Below are 20,803 nucleotides of genomic sequence, written 5' to 3'. Positions count from 1 at the left end.
TATGGACGGGTAAGTATCCAAGTCCAACCCTGCCGATACGCATAGAGAACATTTCGACAGGCGTGGCGACCTTGGTACCGATTAGCCGAATGTGCGAGAAGCTTACCGGCAGCCGGCAAACAAGAATATACGAGTCGGGCCGCAGCGGAGACGTCCGAATGAGCAGGCTGTCACCGCAACGCGCTGTATCGGTGCTGGACTGGAAACCAACCATTTCGCTCTATAAAGGGTTATCCCGTTTAATCAGGGGGCAATCTAATTAAACCTTCTGTTCTAATGTCCAGCGAAGAAGCAAACCGGATTGGGTCAGGCCGGAGCCGAAGCCGTACAATGCGATGAGCTGTCCGGAGTTGAGCTTGCCTTCCTTGTATGCTGCGTCAAGAGCGAGCGGGATAGAAGCAGCCGAAGTGTTTCCGTTGCGGACCACGCTTTCTAAAGCTTTCTCAGGGGGCAATTCCAAGCGTTCGCAGATCGCTTCGATCATCCGCAGGTTTGCGCTGTGCGGAACGAACCAATCCAGTTCGTCTATTCGCTTGCCAACCGCTTGCAGCAGATCAAGCACACCATTCGGAACCGTCGTCAACGCCCACTTGTAGACTTCTCGTCCGTTCTGCACAATATATTGGCTGTCGTTAATATACACCTGAATGCCGCCAGATCCGTCCGTAGATGCGTTAGAAGAGAGAAACGCGCCTTTTGCCGCGGCTTCAACAAGTACGGCACCTGCACCGTCACCGAATAGAATGCAGGTTGAGCGGTCTGTATAATCCGTTATTCTAGTTAGAGTCTCCGCTCCGATCACGACGATTTTACGGTATGCGCCCGTCAAGATTAAGCCATTCGCCATTTGCAGCGCGGTTACGAATCCGGCACAGGCAGCGCTGACGTCAACGGCGAGGCACTTTGTTGCGCCAATAGCTTCCTGTACTTGGGATGCAACGGAAGGAAACGGCCTATCCGCCGTAGTGGTTGCAACAAGAATACCATCGATGTCTTGAGGGAATATATCGGGAAATCTGCTCAGCATATCCCTTACTGCGGCTATGGCCAGATGGCTTGTAAGCTGATCGCTGGCAGCTTGATGACGTTGCTCAATACCGGTACGCCGCACGATCCAATCGTTATCCGTATCCACTAATTTCTCGATATCTGAATTGGTGATCGTTTTCTCGGGTACATAACTACCGATAGCCGTAATATGCGAATTAGAAGCAAAAGCGGGAAATTTGGACGTTTGGGTCACAATAATCCCTCCCTTTCCATGGGTTACAACCAAGTATTAGTACCAGGTATCAATAACATTATGTTACTGCCGAAATACTGAATTGTCAAGGATGATAAGAACGTGTCTGAAGGTTCAGCCGAATAAATGATGTCCTCCTAACGCATTCTACACATGAGCGGAAATCGCTGAGCTCTTAACAAAGGGGGGGTCAATTTTCTCATGCGTAAAGGCTTGATTATCACCAGTGTTTTACTATCATCCGCAATTGCTTTATCGGGATGTATGAGCAACAAGACGGGAGATCTTGGCAACAAGAACATTCGCCCGAACTCCGTCGGAAGCGGAATGAAGATGAGGTTCGCCAACGATCAGGATAACGCGCAGAACCGATCGCAATATGGCGAAAGAAAAGAAAATAACAACGTCATCGGGATGCACGGCAATTCCCGTCTTCAGACAAGCGACAAGGTCGCGGACAAAATAGCCAAGATGCCCGGCATCGGTTCCGCATTTGTCATGATGACGGATCATAGCGCTTATGTCGCCGTCAAACAGGATCGTCACGCGATGAGCGCGCACAGCATGGAATTAGCGAATGCCATGAAAGATAAGATAGCCGATCAAGTCAGAGCGATGTCTCCGTCGGTCGAGAACGTGTACGTATCCGCTAATCCGGACTTTACTAGCAGGATGCAAGGTTACGCGAACGACGTAAGGCGAGGTCACCCGATCCAAGGCTTCCTTGCCGAGTTCAATGCCCTGGTCGAACGAGTATTCCCGGCTCCTTCAGGTACACGCAACCGTTAATATTGAGCGGTTAATATTGTTCGCGAATAGAGCTGTACTCCGAGTCGAATAGACTTCGAGCGCGGCTTTTTATTTTCCAAGTATTCCCAAGCCCATTTTCGCCGGCCTCCGCACCACACGAAAAACCCTTTCATATGATAAAGTTGACTGTATCCCTATACCTTGTAATCACACATTCCCGGGCAAGGAGGGGTGACAAACGTTGAAAGGCAGCGACCATAAAAGCAAATTCCTACTCACCAATCGGGAACGCGAAGTCTTTGAACTGCTAGTGCAGGATAAGACGACCCGCGACATTGCGCAGCAGTTGTTTATCAGCGAGAAGACGGTCCGCAACCACATCTCGAATGTGATGCAAAAGCTGAATGTCAAAGGTCGTTCGCAAGCGGTTGTCGAGCTTATTAAGCTCGGGGAGCTAGAGATCTAAAGCAGAATGTGGCACCGTTAATTTCCGCTGCATCAACTGGCGCCAGCCTTCTTTTTCGCTTCCTGATCGGGTGCGGGGGAGAAGGCTTTTTGATTTGCAGGTTTTCTTTAGAAAAATTCTCCGCTTCGTAAAGCTGGAGAAGCTCTTCTGTATGCAGAGGGGGTATGCAATAACTTACTCAATTATTCCCGCTGAGTGCGGATTTCTTGGCTTTTCCACATTTGTCTAACACATGGATGTCCCCCAACGCATTAACTAAGTACAAATTCAAAGGAGGATATTTGAACAAAATCCATAGCACTGTAGAGGGAAAATCGGTATAGACTTTGCCGTGGAGAAGCAGTTACTTAAGCTCTCATGATAGTTGACTGTAGGAAGGTGCGAATCATCGATGATCAACACCAATATTTTTGGGAGAGAGTTGAAAAAACTGGGCTTTGATTTTTACACTGGTGTTCCATGCTCCTTCTTAAAAAACTTAATCAATTATGCCATCAATGAGAGCGAATATATTGGGGCAACAAATGAGGGGGACGCGGTCGCCATCGCTTCGGGAGCCTTATTGGGAGGGAAGAAACCGGTTGTTCTCATGCAAAACTCGGGTCTCTCGAACGCCGTATCGCCGCTGGTGTCTCTTAATTATCCGTTTCGCATTCCGGTATTGGGATTCGTCAGCTGGCGAGGGCAACCCGGCGAACAAGATGAACCGCAGCATGAACTGATGGGACGAATAACGACAAATCTGCTTGATTCCATGCAGGTGAAGTGGATGTATTTGTCTGCCGATTTCAAGAAAGCCAAACGACAGATGTCTTTAGCAGCCAAATATATTGATAGCGGCCATCCCTTTTTCTTTGTCGTAAAAAAAGGAAGCTTTGAACCTGAAATATTGAAAGAACAAGACCGTTACTTCAGCGTTAACAAAGAAAACAGCGGCCAACGGGCCGACAATCAACTGCCTACTCGTCAGGAAGCATTACGGGTGATCAACGGATGCAAAGACGGCAAAACCGCCCAGCTCGCGACAACCGGAAAAACAGGGAGGCAATTGTTCGAAATCGAAGATGCGCACAATAACCTTTATATGGTCGGGTCTATGGGGTGCATCGGTTCCTTCGGCCTCGGGATGGCGCTCAGTAAACCCGATTTCGATATCGTTGTTATCGATGGAGACGGCTCGCTGCTAATGCGGATGGGGAGCATGGCTACGATTGGCTACTACAATCCGCAAAATATGATTCATATTTTACTGGATAATAATGCTCATGATTCTACGGGAGGGCAGAAGACGGTTTCCCATAACGTTAAATTTATCGATATTGCATCCTCCTGCGGTTACTCGAAATCCATTTATATCCACGATTTAAATGAGCTGAATACGTGCTTGAAAGAATGGAAAATTACGAAAGGCTTGACCTTTCTTCATCTCAAAATTTCTTCAAGCACGGAGGACCAGTTAAGCCGACCTTCAATAAAACCTTACGAGGTCAAAGAACGGTTAGAGAAGTTTTTGAACCGCAATGTCCCCGAATCGAAAGGAGCGAGAAGTTGATGAAGCTTGTCGGCAGAAAAATCTTACTCACTCCCGGTCCCGCAACGACAACGTATGGCGTTAAACTTGCCCAAGTCGTGCCCGATATTTGCCCGCGCGAAAAAGAATTCGGCCGATTGCTGGAATCTGTTTGCACTGAATTGACTCGTATGGTTTCGGATTCGGGGAATTATTCGACCGTATTGTTCGGTGGCTCCGGCACGGCTGCAGTCGAATCTATATTAAGTTCTGTCGTACAGCGGGACGATCTGGTTTTGATCGTGAATAACGGCGCATACGGCAAACGGATGTGCGAAATTGCGGAAGCTTACGGCTTGGGGCATCTGGTATTTCACAGTCCTTCTCATGCTGCCCTTGATCTGACGGCATTGGAATCGCTTCTGGACAATAGTCGACGGAAAATCACCCATATGGCAGTCGTTCACCACGAGACAACCACCGGACTTCTTAATGACATAGAAGCGATTGGCGTTTTGTGCTTGAGATATCGAATACATCTGATCGTAGATGCCATAAGTTCTTTTGCAGCCATTCCGATTGACATGCGCAAAATGAATATTCATTATCTTGCAGCAAGTTCCAATAAAAATCTACAAGCTATGGCCGGCATCTCGTTCGTAGTAGCGGAAACCGAGTTATTGGAAAAGAACAAACCTAATAAACCGAAAAATTATTATCTCGATTTACACGCCCAATATCGTTTTTTCTCGGAAACCTATCAAACCCGCTTTACTCCGCCTGTTCAAACCCTATATGCGCTTAAACAAGCGGTAGAGGAACTGAAGGAAGAGGGGATCGACCAAAGATATGCGCGCTATAAGAAATGCTGGGAAACGTTAATCGCCGGCATTACGCGTCTAGGTTTAAAATATATCGCCAGCGACAACCTGCATTCCAAGCTGGTTACTTCCATTTTCGAACCGAACGTGGAAGGGTACAGTTTCAAAGAGATGCACGACTATTTGCATAGTAGGGGCTATACGATTTATCCTGGCAAACTCGACGAATTTAAAACATTCAGGATCGCGAATATCGGCGATATCACTTTCAAAGAAATAGAGTCATTTTTGATGCTGCTTGAAACCTATCTTATTCGGAAAGGGTTTGTCAAAGATGCATAAGGAGGTGATCGTATCGTACACACCGTTATTAGAAGCAAAATGAAAAAGGGACTTGCCGTAATGGATGATCCCATCATGAAACATTATGTTCCGGATACGGAATGGTTTGATCAATCCAGCCTCCAAAGAATGCTGCGAACCTATGACCTCGTTTATATCAAACCGGATGTCGGGAGACAAGGGAATGGAATCATCCGGGTCAAGAGACTTAGGGCAGGAGAGTTTAAGATTTCGTATAAACAATCCACACACTTATGCTCGCGAGATAAAGTTTATTCGACAATCAAAGAAATACTGGATCCGAATAAGGAATATATCATCCAACGAGGAATTGATTTGGCAACTTATCGGCATCGTCCATTCGATGTGCGGGTTGTCCTGCAAAAGCCTCTGAACAAGTGGCGCGCGACGTTAATGTGTGCCAAAGTTGCGCCGCAAAGGTCCTCGGTCGTCACGAATGTATCGAAGGGGGCAAAGGATTACAATCTTTACAAACTGCTTAAAAGAACCGATCAGCCATTAAAAAGATCGGAGATTATTCGAGATTTGATTGATGCCTCCCAACAAATTGCGCAAATTTTAGGCTCCCGTTTTCCGCTCGAAATTTTAGGTTTGGATATGGCGATTGACAAGAGAGGGAATATCTGGTTTATCGAAGCAAATACGAAACCGGATTGCACAGGCTTGAAGAAGATCGACCGAAGACTCTACCGTAAATATTTAAGGGCAAAAAAAATAATGCGCGACGGGTGATTTCATGGCGATTGAGAAACATCATGTGAAAAGTAAGCTTGCGGTCGCATACCAGCTCATACACACGCCGCGGATTTCGCGTCATATTCCGGACACGGAATTGCTGCGGGAAAGCTCGTTTTACAGGATGCTAAGCAAGCATGACAAAATCTATCTCAAACCGGATCAGGGAAGAAAATCAAGAGGCGTCATTCGGGTTGAGAGATTGAGGGACGATAGTTATAAACTCAGGCAGGGAACCGAAGTGAATTACGTCGATGGTAAGGATCTATGGACTTCAGTGAAGGGCATAACGGAGGACAGTAGATATGTTGTCCAGCGGGCGGTTGACAGCGTGACGAAGGGCGGCAGACCCTTTGATCTTCGTTGCCATAGCCTGAGAGTGCGTGGAAAGTGGAAGGTCGGGGGAATCTGCGGGAGGCTGGGGGAGCATGGAAGTATCGTGACAACCTCTCATTACGGGGGAACCCCGGTATTACTCCGCACGCTCTTTAAACGACATTTGGAATATACCGCTAAGGAAAGAATCAAGATGAATCGTAAATTAGAAAGATGTGTCTTGAGAACCGTGAGGCGCGTGAGCCAAATGTATCCCAATCTGAAAGAGTTTGCCGTCGACATAGGAATCGATCGCCATAAGAAAATCTGGATTTACGAAGTCAACATCGAACCGTTGATCAGAGGGAATTTCAAGCTGCTTCCGGATCAAGCTCTATTTCGAAAAATTAAAAGAATGAGGGAAATAGCAAGATAAGCATATTTCACAACGAAGAAAGGAATGATGGAATGGGCTCAAAGTGGGATCCTTCAAAGTGGGAGATACATCGGTTGTATTCCAGACATCCCGATCTCTATAAACTTTTGCCGCCGACAACGCTGCTGAGTCTAAATTCTCTTTCGGAATATTTGGATAAATATCATTCGGTTTATATCAAAGGAAAGAACGAGCATACTGGCTTAGGAATCATAAAAGCATGGAAAACGGATGATGGGTATCGATTCGTTAAAGTTAAGGGTGAACCGGTTGACGTGCGATCAATCGAAGATCTATATCATAAGCTCAGAGACGGACGGCGCGGAAATTCCGTACTCGTCCAAAGGGCAATTGATGTGGCCCACATTGAGGAAAGACCCTTCTCCATTCGCGTTATGCTGATGCGAGACGGGAAAGAAAAATGGCAGTACGCGGGGATGCTGGCGAAAGTTGCAGGAGAACGCAGCATAGTAACCAATGTTCGTCGCGGTGGAGGATATGCCACCACGATCGAAGATGCTTTAGTCAAATCATTAGGCTATGGTCGCGAACGAATAGAGAGCGTAAAACGTGAGTTGATAGACGATAGTTTTAAATTGATTCGATATGCCATGAAAAGCGATTATCGTTCCTATGAGACGGGCATAGATTTCGGTATCGATCGTAAAGGGAAAATATGGGTTATCGAGGTGAACCTTGCGTATCCTTCATATGGATTGTTTAACCGATTGGAGGATAAGACGTACTACCGTAAGATTAAAAGTTTAGCGGCTGACTACAAAATGAGCCGAACGAAGTCTGGGTAAAGAACACAAAAGCTTTTGCCCTGCTGCCAGGACAAAAGCTTTTGTGTTCTATCCATGATCCTGAACCCGATTTCCCAACTCGGATCGGCATGTTCTGTCCGACTTCAACCTGGAAGTTAAGGCCGGTGAAAGCATAGCGCTCGTCGGCGCTTCCGGAGCCGGTAAATCAACGGTGCTTAATCTGGTCATCGGATTTAATCGTCCGGTAAGCGGGCAGGTGAGAATGGATGGCGTACCGATGGACGAGCTGGACATGGGATTTTACCGCAAACATCTCGCCGTCGTTCATCAGTGCACGGTGCTTTTCTCCGGATCGATCCGGGAAAATATTACGTACGGCTTGCCGACGGTAAGCGACGAGCAATTAGCGGATGTAATCCGCATGACTCATCTTGAAGATGTCATCGCGCAGCTGCCGCTGGGGCTTGATACCGCTGTCGGCGAACACGGCGGACGCCTCTCGGGCAGACAGCGTCAACGTATTGCGATCGCGCGCGCCCTCGTTCGGGATCCGAAAGTAATTCTTCTCGACGAAGCTACGTCCGTGCTCGACAATGAATCGGAGTATCACGTTCAACAAGCGATGAAGAAGCTTATCCAGGGGCGAACGACGTTCATCGTTGCCCATCGGCTGTCGACGATTCGGGACGCCGATCGCATTGTGGTCATGAAACAGGGACAATGCGAAGAAGTCGGTACGTACGAGGAGTTAATGGAACTGAAAGGCGAGTTTTACCAGCTCAAAATGCTGCAAAATTAGAGGATTTTAATGTTCTTGCTCGAATAATAATGGAAGGTAAAATATTCCTGAGTTGTTCCGAGGAGGAAAATTCGACATGTCCGAAGAAGAATCCAAACAGCAGGAATTACACGATGAGGAAGCGACTGAACCGCCCGAGAGCCAGACGTCAGCATCGGCGGCTGAAAGCTCACAAGAGGCACCTTTAACAGCGGAAGCACCGACACCAGCGGTGGAGCAAACTGTTGAAGCTGATGCAGCACCAACCGCAGCACCAACCGCAGCACCAACCGCAGCACCAACCGCAGCACCAACCGCAGCACCGACCGGAGCACCAACCGCAGCGCCAACCGCAGCACCACCCGCAGCACCAATCGCAGCACCGACCGGAGCACCAACCGCAACATCGGTTGCGGCACCGGCTTCCCCAGCGAACGGCGTCGACGTGCAGAAGCTGCTGGAGTTGGTGAAAAACCCGTCAGCGGGACTTAAGCTTCAGCCGGAAACGGAATGGATTTACGGTGCTATCGGTGCCGCAGTAGGAGTGTTAGGATTTTTCTTCTGGATATGGGCGATACAAGAGGCGATTTTAAGGGATTTGTTCGGGGGAATGGGTAATCTTGTATTCCTCGGTCTGCTCAGATTTACGGCTCCCGCGAAATACTTGGTTCTTGGCATTTTCTCCATCGCGCTGCTTGTCGGTTCGCTGACGATCTTCGGCAATTGGCGGGGAGCTAGAAAGAGGACATGGATGGAAGCCGTGACTTACCAGGGAAGCTCGCAATTGATGTTCGGAGCCGGGTGGATCGTCGCAGGAATCGTCGCTTTCGTATCGATTCAGCTTTCCATGCTGATCGGAATCATCCTGCTGCTCATTAATCTGCTCTTGATCGTTACGCAGGCGGAAGAACTGCACGAGGTAAGCAGGGAACGCAGATTTCTGTTTATCGTATATTCCATCTCTGCCTACTTGCTGTTGCTCTCCTTGGTATACTCGATCATCACGTAAACTGTACACTCAATATGGCTGTCCCGGTCCTTACACACCGGTACAGCTTTTTATTTTGTCATTCCGATTTCTCCGAGTTTGCTTAAGATGGAATAAGTTTTGTTATAATTGAGGAAATGAGACATAGAAAAGGCGGGGAGCCGCATGCCCGGAAATGATAACAACCTGAATGAAATGACGAAGCACGAGCAGTTGCTACAGTATATCCGCGAGCTTCCGATCGGCACGAAGGTGCCCGTTCGTCAGATGGCCAAGGACCGCGGCGTGTCGGACGGTACGGCATACCGGGCAATCAAGGAAGCCGAACAGCTTGGTTTGGTCAGCACGAAAGAGCGGATCGGCACCGTTCGAGTCGATAAGAAGAGACGGAGCAATCCGGAGCAATTAACGTTCGCCGAAGTGCTGGAAATCGTGCAGGGCAGCTTGCTTGGCGGAGAGGAAGGCTTGGAGAAGACGCTCCATAAATTCGTTATCGGGGCGATGGAACTGGATGAAATGATGGCATACATCGACGCGGGCAGCCTGCTAATCGTAGGTAACCGGGAGAATGCGCATAGAACCGCGCTGGAGCACGGGGCGGGGGTGTTGGTTACGGGTGGATTCGGTACGAGCGAAGATGTGCGAGCGTTAGCTAACGAACGGCAGCTCCCCATTCTGACTTGCCGACATGATACGTTCACCGTCGCTTCGATGATCAACAGGGCGATGTATGACCGGCTGATCAAGCGCAAAATCATGATCATTGCCGATTTGCTTGAGCCGTCTTCCCGAAGCAGCGTGTTAAAGCAATCGTCGGAGGTAGCGGATTTCCTGAAATTAAGCGCGGAAACCGGAAGCAGCAGGTTTCCTGTAGCAGACGAGTGGAACAGGGTTGTAGGAATGATTACATCGAAGGATGTAATTGGGTCGCCTTCAGGCCAAACTTTGGACAAGCTGATGACCCGGCGTCCGATGACCGTAACGCTCAATACGCCCGTTGCCTCGGCTGCCCATCGGATGGTATCGGAAGGAATCGAACTGCTGCCCGTTGTCGACAGACAGCGCAAGCTAGTAGGGGCTATCAGCAGGGGCGAAGTATTGCGGGCGATGCAGTTCGCCAACCGTCCCGCCCACTTAGGGGAAACCTTCGACGCGTTGATGTGGGGAGGATTCACGGAACAGCGGGATTCGGAAGGCCGATTGTATTTCAGCGGCTTGGCAACACCGCAAATGTCGGGTCCGTTAGGCACGATATCCGAAGGCGTTCTAACATCGCTCATACAGCAAGCGGCGAGCCGGGCGGTCGAGGATTTAAGGAAACGAGAGCACGTGTTGGACAATATGACCACGTACTTCTTACGCACGGTGCCGATCGATGCGGGGATCTCAATCATCCCGCACATCATCGAAGCAAGCAGGAGATATGTCAAAGTAGAAGTTCAAGCCGTGCAGGACGGAGAAGTCGTCGCGAAGGCGATGTTGACCGCTCAGACAATTGATCCGGCATAAGCACGGTTTAACCAATCATCAGAGTTACTGTTGCTGACGGGTGAAATAAGAGTGGTTGCGCATGCCTGCGAACAAGTTGAACAAACCAAGCATCATGAATAACGCGCCTACTACGACTCTGAGGCTCGATCCACTGAACAGGAACATTTGGATCAACGCGATGAAAATAAGCATCAGTCCCATGCTGATGTTCATGCGAGAAGAATACAATCCGCGCAACCGATTATCCGTCGTCCGGCGGGACCGGAAGCTATACACGGCGGACATCGCGGATGTGACGATAATAAGGGCTCCGAACACCCACAGAAGGACATTAATCATAATAGTAAGCAGCTCCTTTGCAGAGTCAATAACGCCACTTATTGTACCATAAACAGGGTGGGGCGCGCTTGTGTGCCAAGTTGCGGTTTACTTCGGATGGTGAATTTTCGCCTCTACCCACACTTGCAGCACGCCGTCTACGACAAGCATTGTTTTCACGCTTACCTCGTAATCCTTATCCCCGATATGATCGTATATTTTCTGCTCGAGCAGGTTTCTTGCAATGCGCGAATCCGAACCGATCATGTAGATGTTGCGCCCGATGAAGATCTTTAAATCTTTTTCCAGCCTCTTCTTGAGCTCTGCCTCGGTAACAATATCGAGCGGGGGTTTCCCTCGCGGTTCCTCGATAAACGGAACGATGCTGCGAATGACGTTTTCCTTACGCCGCTGCTGATTCTGATCAACCTCCTTCCTTAACGTCGTCAATTCGTCTTGAAGCTTATAGTTTTCCCGTATGAGTTGATCCACCTGGGCATTTTGCAAGGCGCTATATACGGCGCTGCCGACAATTAAACCGCAAGCGAAAAACGCGGCAGCCTGCACGAATCGCTGAAAGTGATCGAAAGAGGGAATGCGCATATATCGTTTCACCCCCCATTACGGCTCATCCACTGAATAAGCTCCGTACCCATATGAGCGCCCAAGTAAGCAAACAGAATATAGCCGATTTGCTGCATAGCCGGGGAAAGGTAACCTTCACTCATATGTGACTCAATGACCCGTATCGGGTCAATCGTACCGCCGACAGCCGCGACGAGCGCCCATATTTTCAAATTGCCCGCGACTTGAAGCATTTTCTCCTTGGGCGGGGTCATTAGGAACGCGGATCCCATAGCCGCAAGCATCGCGCCGCCGAGCACGACGCCGAACGCAATGAGGAAGCAGAAAGCCGCTTTCGTAAAGAACTCAACCATATCCATCACCTCACTATCATATGTATGGGACGGGTCTATCCCCTTATGATACAATTAATAAAAGAGAGTTTAGGCGGAAAAGAAGGGATAACCATGTGCGACTTCGTTCATCTTCACGTTCATAGCGAATACAGCTTGCTCGACGGCGCCGCGCGCATCAAGGAGATGGCGGCCAAGGCGGCGGAGCTCGGCATGAAATCGCTCGCCCTTACGGATCACGGCGTCATGTACGGCGCCATTCCTTTCTATAAAGCGTGTCTGGAGCACGGCATTAAACCGATTATCGGCATGGAAGCTTACATTACGGCGGGCTCGCGCCACGAGAAACAATCGCGCAAGGAGCAGCCTATCTATCATTTGACTTTACTTGCTAAGAACGAGATAGGTTACCGGAATTTAATGAAGCTGACCTCGATCGGACATTTGGAAGGCTTCTATTATCGTCCCCGGATTGATTTCGAAGCGTTAACCGAGTACGCGGAAGGGCTCGTGTGTTTAAGCGGGTGCATGAGCAGCGAGCTGTCCAAGCAGCTTATGGATGACCGATATGACGATGCGAAGGCGACGGCGCTTCGGTATCGCGAATTGTTCGGCGACGATTATTACTTAGAGCTTCAGGACCATGGGATTTTGGAGCAGAAGAAGGTTTCGGCAGGCGTTCTTAAGTTGTCCGAGGAAACGGGAATCCCGTTAGCCGCAACGAATGATTCGCATTACATGCACGAGGATGACCATTCCTTGCAGGATGTGCTTCTGTGCATAGGCACCGGGAAGACGGTAGACGATCCGGATCGGTTGAAAATAGCGACGAACCAGTTATATCTCAAGAGCGGCGAGGATATGGCGACTTTATTCCGTCATGTGCCGGAGGCGATAGCCAATACGGTGAAAATCGCGGACAGCTGCTCTTTGGAGTTGGTGTTCGGGCGGCATATTTTGCCTCAATTTGCTCCTCTTCCCGATGGGAGTTCGGCTGCGCAATATTTGAGAGAGTTATGCAAGCAAGGCTTGTTGGATCGGTTTAATGGGCTTCCGGATTGGGAGGATGCGGAATTCCGCAAGGCGGCGGAGGAACGGCTTCACTACGAGCTGCATGTCATCGGGGATATGGGCTTCGACGATTATTTTCTGATCGTCTGGGATTTCATCCGTTTCGCGCATGAGCAGGGCATCGTTACGGGACCGGGGCGCGGTTCGTCTGCAGGCAGTTTAGTAGCGTATGTGCTGAAAATAACCGACGTAGACCCGCTAAAGCACAAGCTGCTGTTCGAGAGGTTTCTGAATCCGGAACGGGTCAGCATGCCCGATATCGATATCGACTTCAGCGACGAGCGGCGCGATGAAGTAATCCGTTACGTTGTCCAGAAGTACGGCGCGGAACATGTGGCGCAGATTATTACGTTCGGTACGTTAGCTGCGCGGGCGGCCGTTCGCGACGTGGGCCGTGTGCTCAATTTGCCCTTCGGAGAAGTCGATAAGACGGCAAAACTTATACCGGCCGCCCCTGGAATGTCGATCGAAAGGGCGATGAAAGAAAGCTCGGAATTCCGCGCATTGGCAGAAGGAACTTCAGGAGCGGCCGAGTTAATCGCGATGGCAAGACGAGTCGAAGGAATGCCCCGGCATGCTTCCACGCATGCGGCGGGCGTCGTTATCTCCTCGGATCCGCTTACCGATTATGTACCGCTGCAAGAAGGGACGGACGGAGTTCCCTTAACCCAATATTCGATGGAGCATTTAGAAGCCGTTGGTTTGCTCAAGATGGATTTTCTCGGTTTGCGTACTTTATCTATCATCGAGCGAACACTCGCTTCGATTCGGGAACAAACCGGTCGCGTGTTCCGTTGGGAAGAAGTGTCGTACGATGACGTGCCGACTTATGAACTGATGGGGCGGGGAGATACGACGGGGATTTTCCAATTGGAATCAACGGGTATGCGTCGCGTGCTGAAGGAGATGAAACCGAATTCGTTCGAGGATATCGTCTCGGTGCTTGCGCTGTTCAGGCCGGGGCCGATGGAATTCATCCCTCAGTTCATTCGGGCGAAACACGGCTTGGTGGAGGTAGAATACCCCCATGACAATCTAAAACCGATACTCGGAGACACTTACGGCATCATCGTCTATCAAGAGCAAATTATGCAGATCGCTTCCGCGATGGCGGGTTTTACGTTGGGAGAAGCCGATTTGCTGCGGCGCGCGGTGAGCAAGAAGAAACGCGAAGTGCTGGACGAGCAACGGAAATTTTTTGTCCGGGGCAGCTTGAAGTTAGGCTATAGCGATAAAGACGCAAACAGCGTCTACGACTTGATCGTCAGGTTCGCGGATTACGGTTTTCCCCGTGCGCATGCAGCGGCTTATGCGGTTCTGGCGTTTCAGACCGCTTATCTCAAAACGCATCATCCGATTGCTTTCATGGCTTCCATGCTGACGGCGGTCGTAGGCAACCAGCGCAAGACGGCTGAATATGTAGACGAGTGCCGCCGGATGGGAATCGCGGTGTTGCCGCCGGACGTTAACGAGAGCGGGGTGCTATTCACGCCGATTGCCGCGACTGGAGCAGATACGCATGGCGCTATTCGATTCGGATTAGCCGGCGTCAAGAACGTAGGTACGCAAGCGATCGAGAGTATTCTAAAAGAGAGACAAGAGCGTCCCTTCGACAGCTTAACCGACTTCTGCAGGCGGGTGGATCCGCGGGTATGCAACAAAAGAGTCATTGAATCGCTGTTGCAGGCAGGTGCGCTCGAGTCGATGCCGGGACACCGATCGCAGCAACTTGCGGCGCTGGAGCCGACCCTCACCGCATCGGCATTATGGCGTAAACAGCGGGAGGAGCTGCAGATCGAGCTGTTCGATTTTGCGGAATCGCCGAACTGGAACGTGGATTTGCCTAATGTTCCACCCTACACCCAGACGCAGATGCTCGAGCTGGAGCGGGATCTGATGGGACTATATTTGTCCGGCCATCCATTGGACATTTTCGATGAAATGTTCGAGGAGTTAAAGCTTGACCGGTTGGTCGATATTGCGGACGCGCCGGACGGTTCGACGGTTTATACGGCGGGGATGATCGTATCGCTCAAGCCTTTCGTCACCCGCAAAGGGCAATCGATGGCTTTCCTGGAGATGGAGGATCGGATCATGGGGACGGAGCTCGTCGCGTTTCCGACCGTATGGGCCAAAGCGGCTTCAATAGCGAAGAAAGGTTCGCTTGTATTCGTTCGGGCCAAGGTGCAGCAAGGAGACGAGGATTACAAACTACTCGTGGACGATATTCTTCCGCTGGATGCCGCGGATCTGAAAATGCAAGTAGAACGGTTGCGACGGATTGGGCAAACTCCGCGTTCTGGCGGGGGCTATGCAAACCGGGCTGGATCAGTTCAGGCGGCAGCTGTAACTCAAACTCCGACATCTTCCGTAATTTCGTCGGCATCCGCTGCACCTATCGCACCCAAGCCTTTTGTCGGTAGCAGCAATCCGGAGCGGGTGTACATCCGCATCGACGAACCGCACGAACAGCCGGCTACGCTCATTCGTCTTAAGCTATTGTTGAAGAGGTACGCGGGCGAGCTTGCGACGGTGCTCCGCTATGAACGGGAACGGCGTACCGTCGCGCTAAGCGACGAATACAAAGTTAACCCTACGCCGGAGCTAATCGCTGAAATGGAAAAACTGCTCGGAGCGGGAAGCATCCGGGTAAAGTAAACTGTTCTCTCGCTTGAACAGACGCCTACTGCACCAATTGCGGAATGTCAGACACAAGTTACCTTTGTTACCACAATCCCTGTTCAAATACCTTAAAAAAGAACGAGCAGAATTCTTCTGCAAGTTCTTTTTTTTACATGACTGCTCATTTAACTAACCTATTCTTGTTGTCATTCGATAAAACCAAGTAATTCCGCTGACGGCGAGGAATTAGACGGAAAAACCGTATAACTCCGTCCTAAATCCCGCTGATGGCGAGGAATTAGACGGAAAAACCGCATAACTTCGCCTCAAATTCCGCTGACCGCGAGGAATTAGACGGAAAAACCGTATAACTCCGCCTCAAATCCTGCTGATGGCGAGGAATTAGACGGAAAAACCGTATAACTCCGCCTCAAATCCCGCTGGACGGTGAACTGCTAGCTTTCAAGGAGCCGCAAAGCTTGAAATCGAATTAAGTGTGTCACCCTGGAATGTGGCCGAATAGTAGATATGAAAAGACAAGGAAAGCTATGAAAGTCTCATATCCCTCCTTATGAAAAGCGATATACAGTTGAACTGTATTCGATCATAAAGGAGGGATTTTTAATGAAAAAAGCAGTATCAGCGGTTATGGTTGTATGCCTTACCTTCGTGACCTGCTTCAGCATGCTGTTCCTGACGAATGGCGGAAAGGCGTACGCGGCGGAGACGAAAATCGTCTTGACCCCGTCGATGGTGACGAACGAGTCGGGTTTGGGCGATGCGACGATGCTTGTGGATGAGCAGACGCTTGCCGGAGATCCGGCAAACGGTACCGGCGGTGCGCCCACGACGAGCTGGCAGGCGGGTTGGAACAGTTCGCTTTACCCGGCTTACGCTTACATCGATCTCGGGCAAAGTTACAATTTAACGAGCATTTATTTGCGCGACACTCATGATATGGCAAACATCACGTTGTATTCCGGAAGCCCAGGGAATTGGACGTCGTTGTTTACCGATCCGTTGACCGGTTGGATGACGTGGAACGCGCACCCGGTTACCGTCACGACGCGGTACGTTCGCGTGGCCTTAAGCGCAACGAACGTGAATATGACCGAGGTCATCATCTACGGCACCGCCGCAGCTTCCGGAGATACAACAGCTCCCGCGGCCATCGCGAATTTGGCGGCGCCGTCTTCGACCTCGAGTTCGGTCAGTCTGACTTGGACAGCACCGGGGGATGACGGAAGCACGGGAACCGCTGCTTCTTACGACATCCGCTACAGTACGTCCGCCATTACGAGCGGCAACTGGGCTAGCGCCACGCAGGTGACCGGCGAGCCTGCTCCCGCTGTGGCTGGAACCAATCAATCGATGACCGTTGGCGGATTGGCGGCAAGTACGACGTATTATTTCGCCATGACAGCTTCCGATGAAGTTCCCAACGTTTCGAACCTTTCGAACCTGGTAAGTAGGGCGACAACCGCCGCGACAAGCGGGAAAATTACGCTTACTCCGTCGATGGTCGTCAACGAGTCCGGCCTTGGCGATCCAACATTGCTGGTGGATGAACAATCGATTGCCGGAGATCCGGCGGCCGGCACTGGCGGAGCTCCTGCGACAAACTGGCAGGCAGGATGGAATCAGTCGCTATATCCGGCTTATGCTTACATTGATCTCGGACAAAACTACGATTTATCGAGCATCTATTTACGAGACGTCAGCGATATCGCGAATATAACGGTGTATTCTGGAAATCCCGGAAATTGGACAGCTTTATTTACCGATCCTTTGACCGGCTGGATGACTTGGAATGCGCATCCGGTATCCGTCACAACAAGGTTCATACGGGTTGCTCTTGGCGCGACGAACACGAATATGTCGGAAATCGTTATTTACGGTACAGCTGTCGGCGGCGGGGATACGACCGCACCTGGAATGGTATCGAATTTGGCGGTCTCTTCTCCAACACCAACTTCGTTGAATTTGAGTTGGACGGCACCTGGGGACGATGGAACAACGGGAACGGCGGCATCCTACGATATTCGCTACAGCACTAGCGCAATTACGCCCGCTAACTGGGCAAGCGCTGCACAATTAAGCGGAGAACCTTCTCCTGCTGCGGCGGGAACAATCCAATCCATGATCGTGAATGGTCTGTCGGAGAGCACGACTTACTTTTTCGCGCTTAAGACAAGCGATGAAGTGCCGAATCTATCAGCGCTGTCTAATGTAGCAAGCGGGACGACGACTGCTTCATCGGATACGATCGCACCGGCGGCAGTGACGAACTTAACGGCTTCCTCGCCAACTATGAACGCGGTAAATTTGAATTGGACCGCTCCTGGAGACGATAACGCCACGGGAACCGCTTCGAGCTACGATGTGCGCTACAGCACGAGCGCAATCACTGAGGCGAACTGGGCGAGCGCAACTCAGGCCTCGGGTGAACCGGCACCATTGGCGGCGGGCACGAGTCAGACGATGACGGTAACCGGGTTAACGGCGAACACGACATACTATTTCGCGCTCAAGTCCAGCGATGAAAAGCCGAACGTGTCGGCAATATCCAACGTACCGAACGCGACGACCCTTGTTTCCGGTGACACCCAGGCACCGGCTGCGATCAAAACCTTGAAGATCGTCTCATGGACGGGTACGTCTGCCACGTTAACGTGGCAATCGCCCGGAGACGACGGAAATACTGGGCAGGCAACCAGCTATGAAGTCCGCTACGGTGAGAGGACGATTGTGGATGAAACGACCGGTAATAGCGACGTGAACTTCAATACTTGGTTGTCTTCAACGGTATACAATCAATCGCTTGTGCCGAAAACGGCGGGCGGAATCGAAACGTTGACGGTAACCGGTCTAAAGCCGGGCAGACTGTACAGTTTTAACGTGAAAACGAAGGACGAAGCCGGCAACACTTCGACCCTGTCCACATCAGTTGATGTAATGACGAATTGGGACAGCGCGGGTTATGCGGCTGGAATGGTAACCGAATGGTTCTCCGATCCGAATCTTTCTTCTTTCCAGGGTCGCAGAACGTACGACAAGTTCGAGCTCCAAGCTTGGTTCCTGCCCTTCACTTCAAACCAATTCGGTGCCAGGGTGACGGGTCAAGTCAAGCCCTCCTTTTCCCAAACCTATACTTTCTACACGAAAACATCATCCAATACCGGCGTTCGCCTATGGGTTAACCAACAGCTGCTGATCGACACTTGGAATAGTCCAACGGCGACGGAGCAGTCTGCTACGATTGCACTCACGGCGAATCAGTTATATGAAATCCGCGCCGAAGTGAAGGGGCCAGACACATCGGCCTATATCCAAAGTTACTGGTCCAGCGCCAGTCAGCCGAAAGATTTCATTCGCACGCCACGACTGGAGGCTTTGCCCGACCAGACGCCGCCAAGCGCAATTGGCAATCTGACCGCAACGGCTCTGGATGCCACATCCGTTCAACTTTCGTTCACGGCTCCGGGAGACGACGATATTACTCTGCCGGGTTTAAGCGGTCCTTGGGGTACGGTATCGGCGTATGAAGTGAGATATAGCAACGTGCCGATTAATGCCGGCAATTGGAATCAAGCAATCAAGGCGGATGTGTATGTTCTCCCGCAAAAAGCAGGTAATACCCAGACGTTAACGGTAAAAGGTCTCTATGCGGGAACGTCGTATTATTTTGCAGTCAAAGCAAAGGACGAAGCCGGCAACCTAGCTTCCCTTTCCAATGCGGCCAGTGCGACGACTTCCGGAACGGCAGATACGGCGCCTCCGGGAGCCGTGACGAATTTGAACGCCTCGAATGCGGGGTTATTGACGGCACAGTTGACCTGGACGGCTCCGGGAGATGACGGGGCGTTAGGTCAAGCGGCGAACTATGATGTTCGTTTTAGCACTTCACCGATTAACGCGGCTAACTGGGATAACGCCGTCCGTGCATTCGGAGCGCCGGTACCGGCAACCGCCGGCACCGGCCAGTCCATGACCGTGCAAGGTCTTCGTCCCGGAACGATGTATTATTTCGCACTAAAGACTCGTGACGAGGCGGACCAGCCATCGCCGATATCCAACATCGTAACGGCGACAACGACTTCCGCGCCGGGTGGATATATCGTAAGCGGCGCCTCGACGATGGATTTGATTGTCAGCCCGCAGGAGCTGGGAAATGTTTATTACGTCGTCTACAACTCGGCGCAAACACCCCCGACTGCTGCAGCCCTCAAGGCCGCGGCGCAAGGATCGACGGTCGGCCCGCTTGTCAAAAACGGCATCGTTCCTGTTAACCAAGCAGGTGTTGAACTGACAAGAACGATCGGCAAGCTTCCCGATAACGTCACCTATTACGCCTATTGGGTCGCAGAGGGTCAAACCTCTGGTTTGGGAACAGTATACAGCTCAGTAAATACGCTGCAAATCCGGCAGAAGGAAGTGCAGTTCAATTCCTCGTTAGCCGGTGTCGGAGGCGTCCATTATCTCGCATACGCGCCGGAAGACGTCTACCGCGGTCCGAACGGCAAATATCCGTTGCTGTTGTTCTTGCATGGAGGCGGTGAAGAGGGAACCGACGTGAACAAGCTAACGATCCATGGACCGCCCCAATTGATTAAGAACGGACAGGAAATGCCGTTTATCGTCATTTCACCGCAGTCGAAAGGAACGCCAACGACGAGATGGTACTCGCCCGGGTATATCGACGATTTCGCCCGCGATGCGATGAACCGTTATCCGATCGATCCAGAGCGCATTTACGTGACGGGGTTAAGCATTGGCGGAGGCGGCACTTACTATTATGCGAATGAACATCCGGAGAAAGTGGCGGCCATCGTTCCAATCGCTTCCCAGATCCGGAATTTCGAAAACTCGAATAATATCTTCATTACGCCGGACAACGCATTCCGAATGAACGCCATTCCATCCTGGGCTTTCATTAACGCGACTGATACGGTAAGCGGAAGAGACCAGACCGAGAAAGTATTCAGTTATATGATCAACAGTCCGCTCCCGCCGGTTCCGTCACCCCTCATGACCGTTTATCAGAAAATAGCCCACGACGGATGGGACGAAACGTACAATAATCCGGATGTTTATACGTGGCTTCTGAATCAAACGAAGTGAGGTATCGCAAGTTGGATATGAAAGGATAAGGAAAGTTATTAATGTCTCATATCCCTTCTTATGAAAAGCGATATACAGTTGAACTGTATTC

General features: G+C 50.7%; 17 protein-coding genes. 13 read left to right on the top strand and 4 right to left on the bottom strand.

Annotated features, from left to right (window positions below; all coding sequences use genetic code 11):
* The first annotated feature begins 71 nt into the window (after nucleotides 1-71).
* Nucleotides 72-263 (top strand): hypothetical protein, encoded by a 192-nt coding sequence (locus K7P76_RS29685; RefSeq protein ID WP_232189717.1) that lies wholly within the window; start codon nucleotides 72-74, stop codon nucleotides 261-263.
* Here K7P76_RS29685 and K7P76_RS29680 read toward each other — a convergent pair.
* Nucleotides 260-1,246 carry a ketoacyl-ACP synthase III gene (locus tag K7P76_RS29680; protein ID WP_373692545.1) on the bottom strand — a complete coding sequence of 329 codons (987 nt, stop codon included), beginning with the start codon at nucleotides 1,244-1,246 and terminating at the stop codon, nucleotides 260-262. The two genes, K7P76_RS29685 and K7P76_RS29680, sit on opposite strands and share 4 nt — an antisense overlap.
* A gap of 198 nt (nucleotides 1,247-1,444) precedes the next feature.
* Here K7P76_RS29680 and K7P76_RS29675 point away from each other — a divergent pair, with 198 nt between their 5' ends.
* The 10 genes from K7P76_RS29675 to K7P76_RS29630 all read left to right on the top strand — a co-directional run bounded on the left by K7P76_RS29675 (nucleotide 1,445) and on the right by K7P76_RS29630 (nucleotide 10,681).
* Nucleotides 1,445-2,032 (top strand): YhcN/YlaJ family sporulation lipoprotein, encoded by a 588-nt coding sequence (locus K7P76_RS29675; protein ID WP_232189715.1) that lies wholly within the window; start codon nucleotides 1,445-1,447, stop codon nucleotides 2,030-2,032.
* 202 nt (nucleotides 2,033-2,234) lie between these two features.
* Entirely contained in the window at nucleotides 2,235-2,459 is a 225-nt protein-coding gene (locus K7P76_RS29670; protein WP_232189714.1) for a helix-turn-helix domain-containing protein, read from the top strand.
* A 391-nt stretch (nucleotides 2,460-2,850) separates the two neighbouring features.
* Nucleotides 2,851-4,011 (top strand): phosphonopyruvate decarboxylase, encoded by a 1,161-nt coding sequence (gene aepY / locus K7P76_RS29665; protein WP_232189713.1) that lies wholly within the window; start codon nucleotides 2,851-2,853, stop codon nucleotides 4,009-4,011.
* Nucleotides 4,011-5,132, top strand: coding sequence for a 2-aminoethylphosphonate aminotransferase (locus K7P76_RS29660; RefSeq protein WP_232189712.1), 1,122 nt, complete (start codon nucleotides 4,011-4,013; stop codon nucleotides 5,130-5,132). Before aepY ends, K7P76_RS29660 begins: the two co-directional genes overlap by 1 nt.
* 39 nt (nucleotides 5,133-5,171) lie before the next feature.
* A complete protein-coding gene (locus K7P76_RS29655) occupies nucleotides 5,172-5,885 on the top strand; it encodes a YheC/YheD family protein (protein ID WP_309244808.1) in 714 nt (237 codons plus the stop codon).
* Nucleotides 5,886-5,889: 4 nt separating this feature from the next.
* Nucleotides 5,890-6,639: a YheC/YheD family protein gene (locus K7P76_RS29650; protein ID WP_232189710.1), complete on the top strand. Its 750-nt coding sequence runs from the start codon at nucleotides 5,890-5,892 to the stop codon at nucleotides 6,637-6,639.
* A gap of 32 nt (nucleotides 6,640-6,671) precedes the next feature.
* Nucleotides 6,672-7,445 (top strand): YheC/YheD family protein, encoded by a 774-nt coding sequence (locus K7P76_RS29645; protein WP_255678900.1) that lies wholly within the window; start codon nucleotides 6,672-6,674, stop codon nucleotides 7,443-7,445.
* A 94-nt stretch (nucleotides 7,446-7,539) separates the two neighbouring features.
* Nucleotides 7,540-8,205, top strand: a complete 666-nt coding sequence (locus tag K7P76_RS29640; protein ID WP_255678907.1) for an ABC transporter ATP-binding protein — start codon at nucleotides 7,540-7,542, stop codon at nucleotides 8,203-8,205.
* 76 nt (nucleotides 8,206-8,281) lie between these two features.
* On the top strand, nucleotides 8,282-9,193 hold the full coding sequence (locus K7P76_RS29635) for a hypothetical protein (RefSeq protein WP_232189708.1): 912 nt from the start codon (nucleotides 8,282-8,284) through the stop codon (nucleotides 9,191-9,193).
* 144 nt (nucleotides 9,194-9,337) lie between these two features.
* Nucleotides 9,338-10,681 (top strand): DRTGG domain-containing protein, encoded by a 1,344-nt coding sequence (locus K7P76_RS29630; protein ID WP_232189707.1) that lies wholly within the window; start codon nucleotides 9,338-9,340, stop codon nucleotides 10,679-10,681.
* 24 nt (nucleotides 10,682-10,705) lie between these two features.
* On the opposite strand, the gene K7P76_RS29625 is transcribed toward K7P76_RS29630, so the two are convergent.
* The 3 genes from K7P76_RS29625 to K7P76_RS29615 form a co-directional block, all read right to left on the bottom strand.
* Nucleotides 10,706-11,002 carry a YtpI family protein gene (locus K7P76_RS29625; protein ID WP_232189706.1) on the bottom strand — a complete coding sequence of 99 codons (297 nt, stop codon included), beginning with the start codon at nucleotides 11,000-11,002 and terminating at the stop codon, nucleotides 10,706-10,708.
* Nucleotides 11,003-11,089: 87 nt separating this feature from the next.
* The gene (locus K7P76_RS29620; protein ID WP_232189705.1) at nucleotides 11,090-11,584 is read right to left on the bottom strand and encodes a sporulation membrane protein YtrI; all 495 of its coding nucleotides are present in this window, start codon (nucleotides 11,582-11,584) and stop codon (nucleotides 11,090-11,092) included.
* 8 nt (nucleotides 11,585-11,592) lie between these two features.
* Complete coding sequence (locus K7P76_RS29615; RefSeq protein ID WP_232189704.1) at nucleotides 11,593-11,919, bottom strand: YtrH family sporulation protein; 327 nt, start codon at nucleotides 11,917-11,919, stop codon at nucleotides 11,593-11,595.
* Between the two features lie 93 nt (nucleotides 11,920-12,012).
* Between K7P76_RS29615 and K7P76_RS29610 the strand changes: the two genes are divergently transcribed.
* Together K7P76_RS29610 and K7P76_RS29605 are read left to right on the top strand one after the other, a co-directional pair.
* The gene (locus tag K7P76_RS29610; RefSeq protein ID WP_232189703.1) at nucleotides 12,013-15,627 is read left to right on the top strand and encodes a DNA polymerase III subunit alpha; all 3,615 of its coding nucleotides are present in this window, start codon (nucleotides 12,013-12,015) and stop codon (nucleotides 15,625-15,627) included.
* A 588-nt stretch (nucleotides 15,628-16,215) separates the two neighbouring features.
* On the top strand, nucleotides 16,216-20,712 hold the full coding sequence (locus K7P76_RS29605; RefSeq protein WP_232189702.1) for a fibronectin type III domain-containing protein: 4,497 nt from the start codon (nucleotides 16,216-16,218) through the stop codon (nucleotides 20,710-20,712).
* Nucleotides 20,713-20,803 lie beyond the last annotated feature (91 nt).

The sequence above is a fragment of the Cohnella silvisoli genome, assembly GCF_021190915.1.
Taxonomy (GTDB): Bacteria; Bacillota; Bacilli; order Paenibacillales; family Paenibacillaceae; genus Cohnella; species Cohnella silvisoli.
Note: the sequence above shows the minus strand (reverse complement) of the source record. Positions and strands in the feature narration are given on the sequence as shown.

Bases quoted from the DNA above. Each gene is read 5' to 3' on its own strand.
- K7P76_RS29675 (WP_232189715.1), top strand. From the start codon at position 1,445: ATGCGTAAAGGCTTGATTATCACCAGTGTTTTACTATCATCCGCAATT.
- aepY (WP_232189713.1), top strand. From the start codon at position 2,851: ATGATCAACACCAATATTTTTGGGAGAGAGTTGAAAAAACTGGGCTTT.
- K7P76_RS29660 (WP_232189712.1), top strand. From the start codon at position 4,011: ATGAAGCTTGTCGGCAGAAAAATCTTACTCACTCCCGGTCCCGCAACG.
- K7P76_RS29655 (WP_309244808.1), top strand. From the start codon at position 5,172: ATGAAAAAGGGACTTGCCGTAATGGATGATCCCATCATGAAACATTAT.
- K7P76_RS29650 (WP_232189710.1), top strand. From the start codon at position 5,890: ATGGCGATTGAGAAACATCATGTGAAAAGTAAGCTTGCGGTCGCATAC.
- K7P76_RS29645 (WP_255678900.1), top strand. From the start codon at position 6,672: ATGGGCTCAAAGTGGGATCCTTCAAAGTGGGAGATACATCGGTTGTAT.
- K7P76_RS29635 (WP_232189708.1), top strand. From the start codon at position 8,282: ATGTCCGAAGAAGAATCCAAACAGCAGGAATTACACGATGAGGAAGCG.
- K7P76_RS29630 (WP_232189707.1), top strand. From the start codon at position 9,338: ATGCCCGGAAATGATAACAACCTGAATGAAATGACGAAGCACGAGCAG.
- K7P76_RS29625 (WP_232189706.1), bottom strand. From the start codon at position 11,002: ATGATTAATGTCCTTCTGTGGGTGTTCGGAGCCCTTATTATCGTCACA.
- K7P76_RS29620 (WP_232189705.1), bottom strand. From the start codon at position 11,584: ATGCGCATTCCCTCTTTCGATCACTTTCAGCGATTCGTGCAGGCTGCC.
- K7P76_RS29615 (WP_232189704.1), bottom strand. From the start codon at position 11,919: ATGGTTGAGTTCTTTACGAAAGCGGCTTTCTGCTTCCTCATTGCGTTC.
- K7P76_RS29610 (WP_232189703.1), top strand. From the start codon at position 12,013: ATGTGCGACTTCGTTCATCTTCACGTTCATAGCGAATACAGCTTGCTC.
- K7P76_RS29605 (WP_232189702.1), top strand. From the start codon at position 16,216: ATGAAAAAAGCAGTATCAGCGGTTATGGTTGTATGCCTTACCTTCGTG.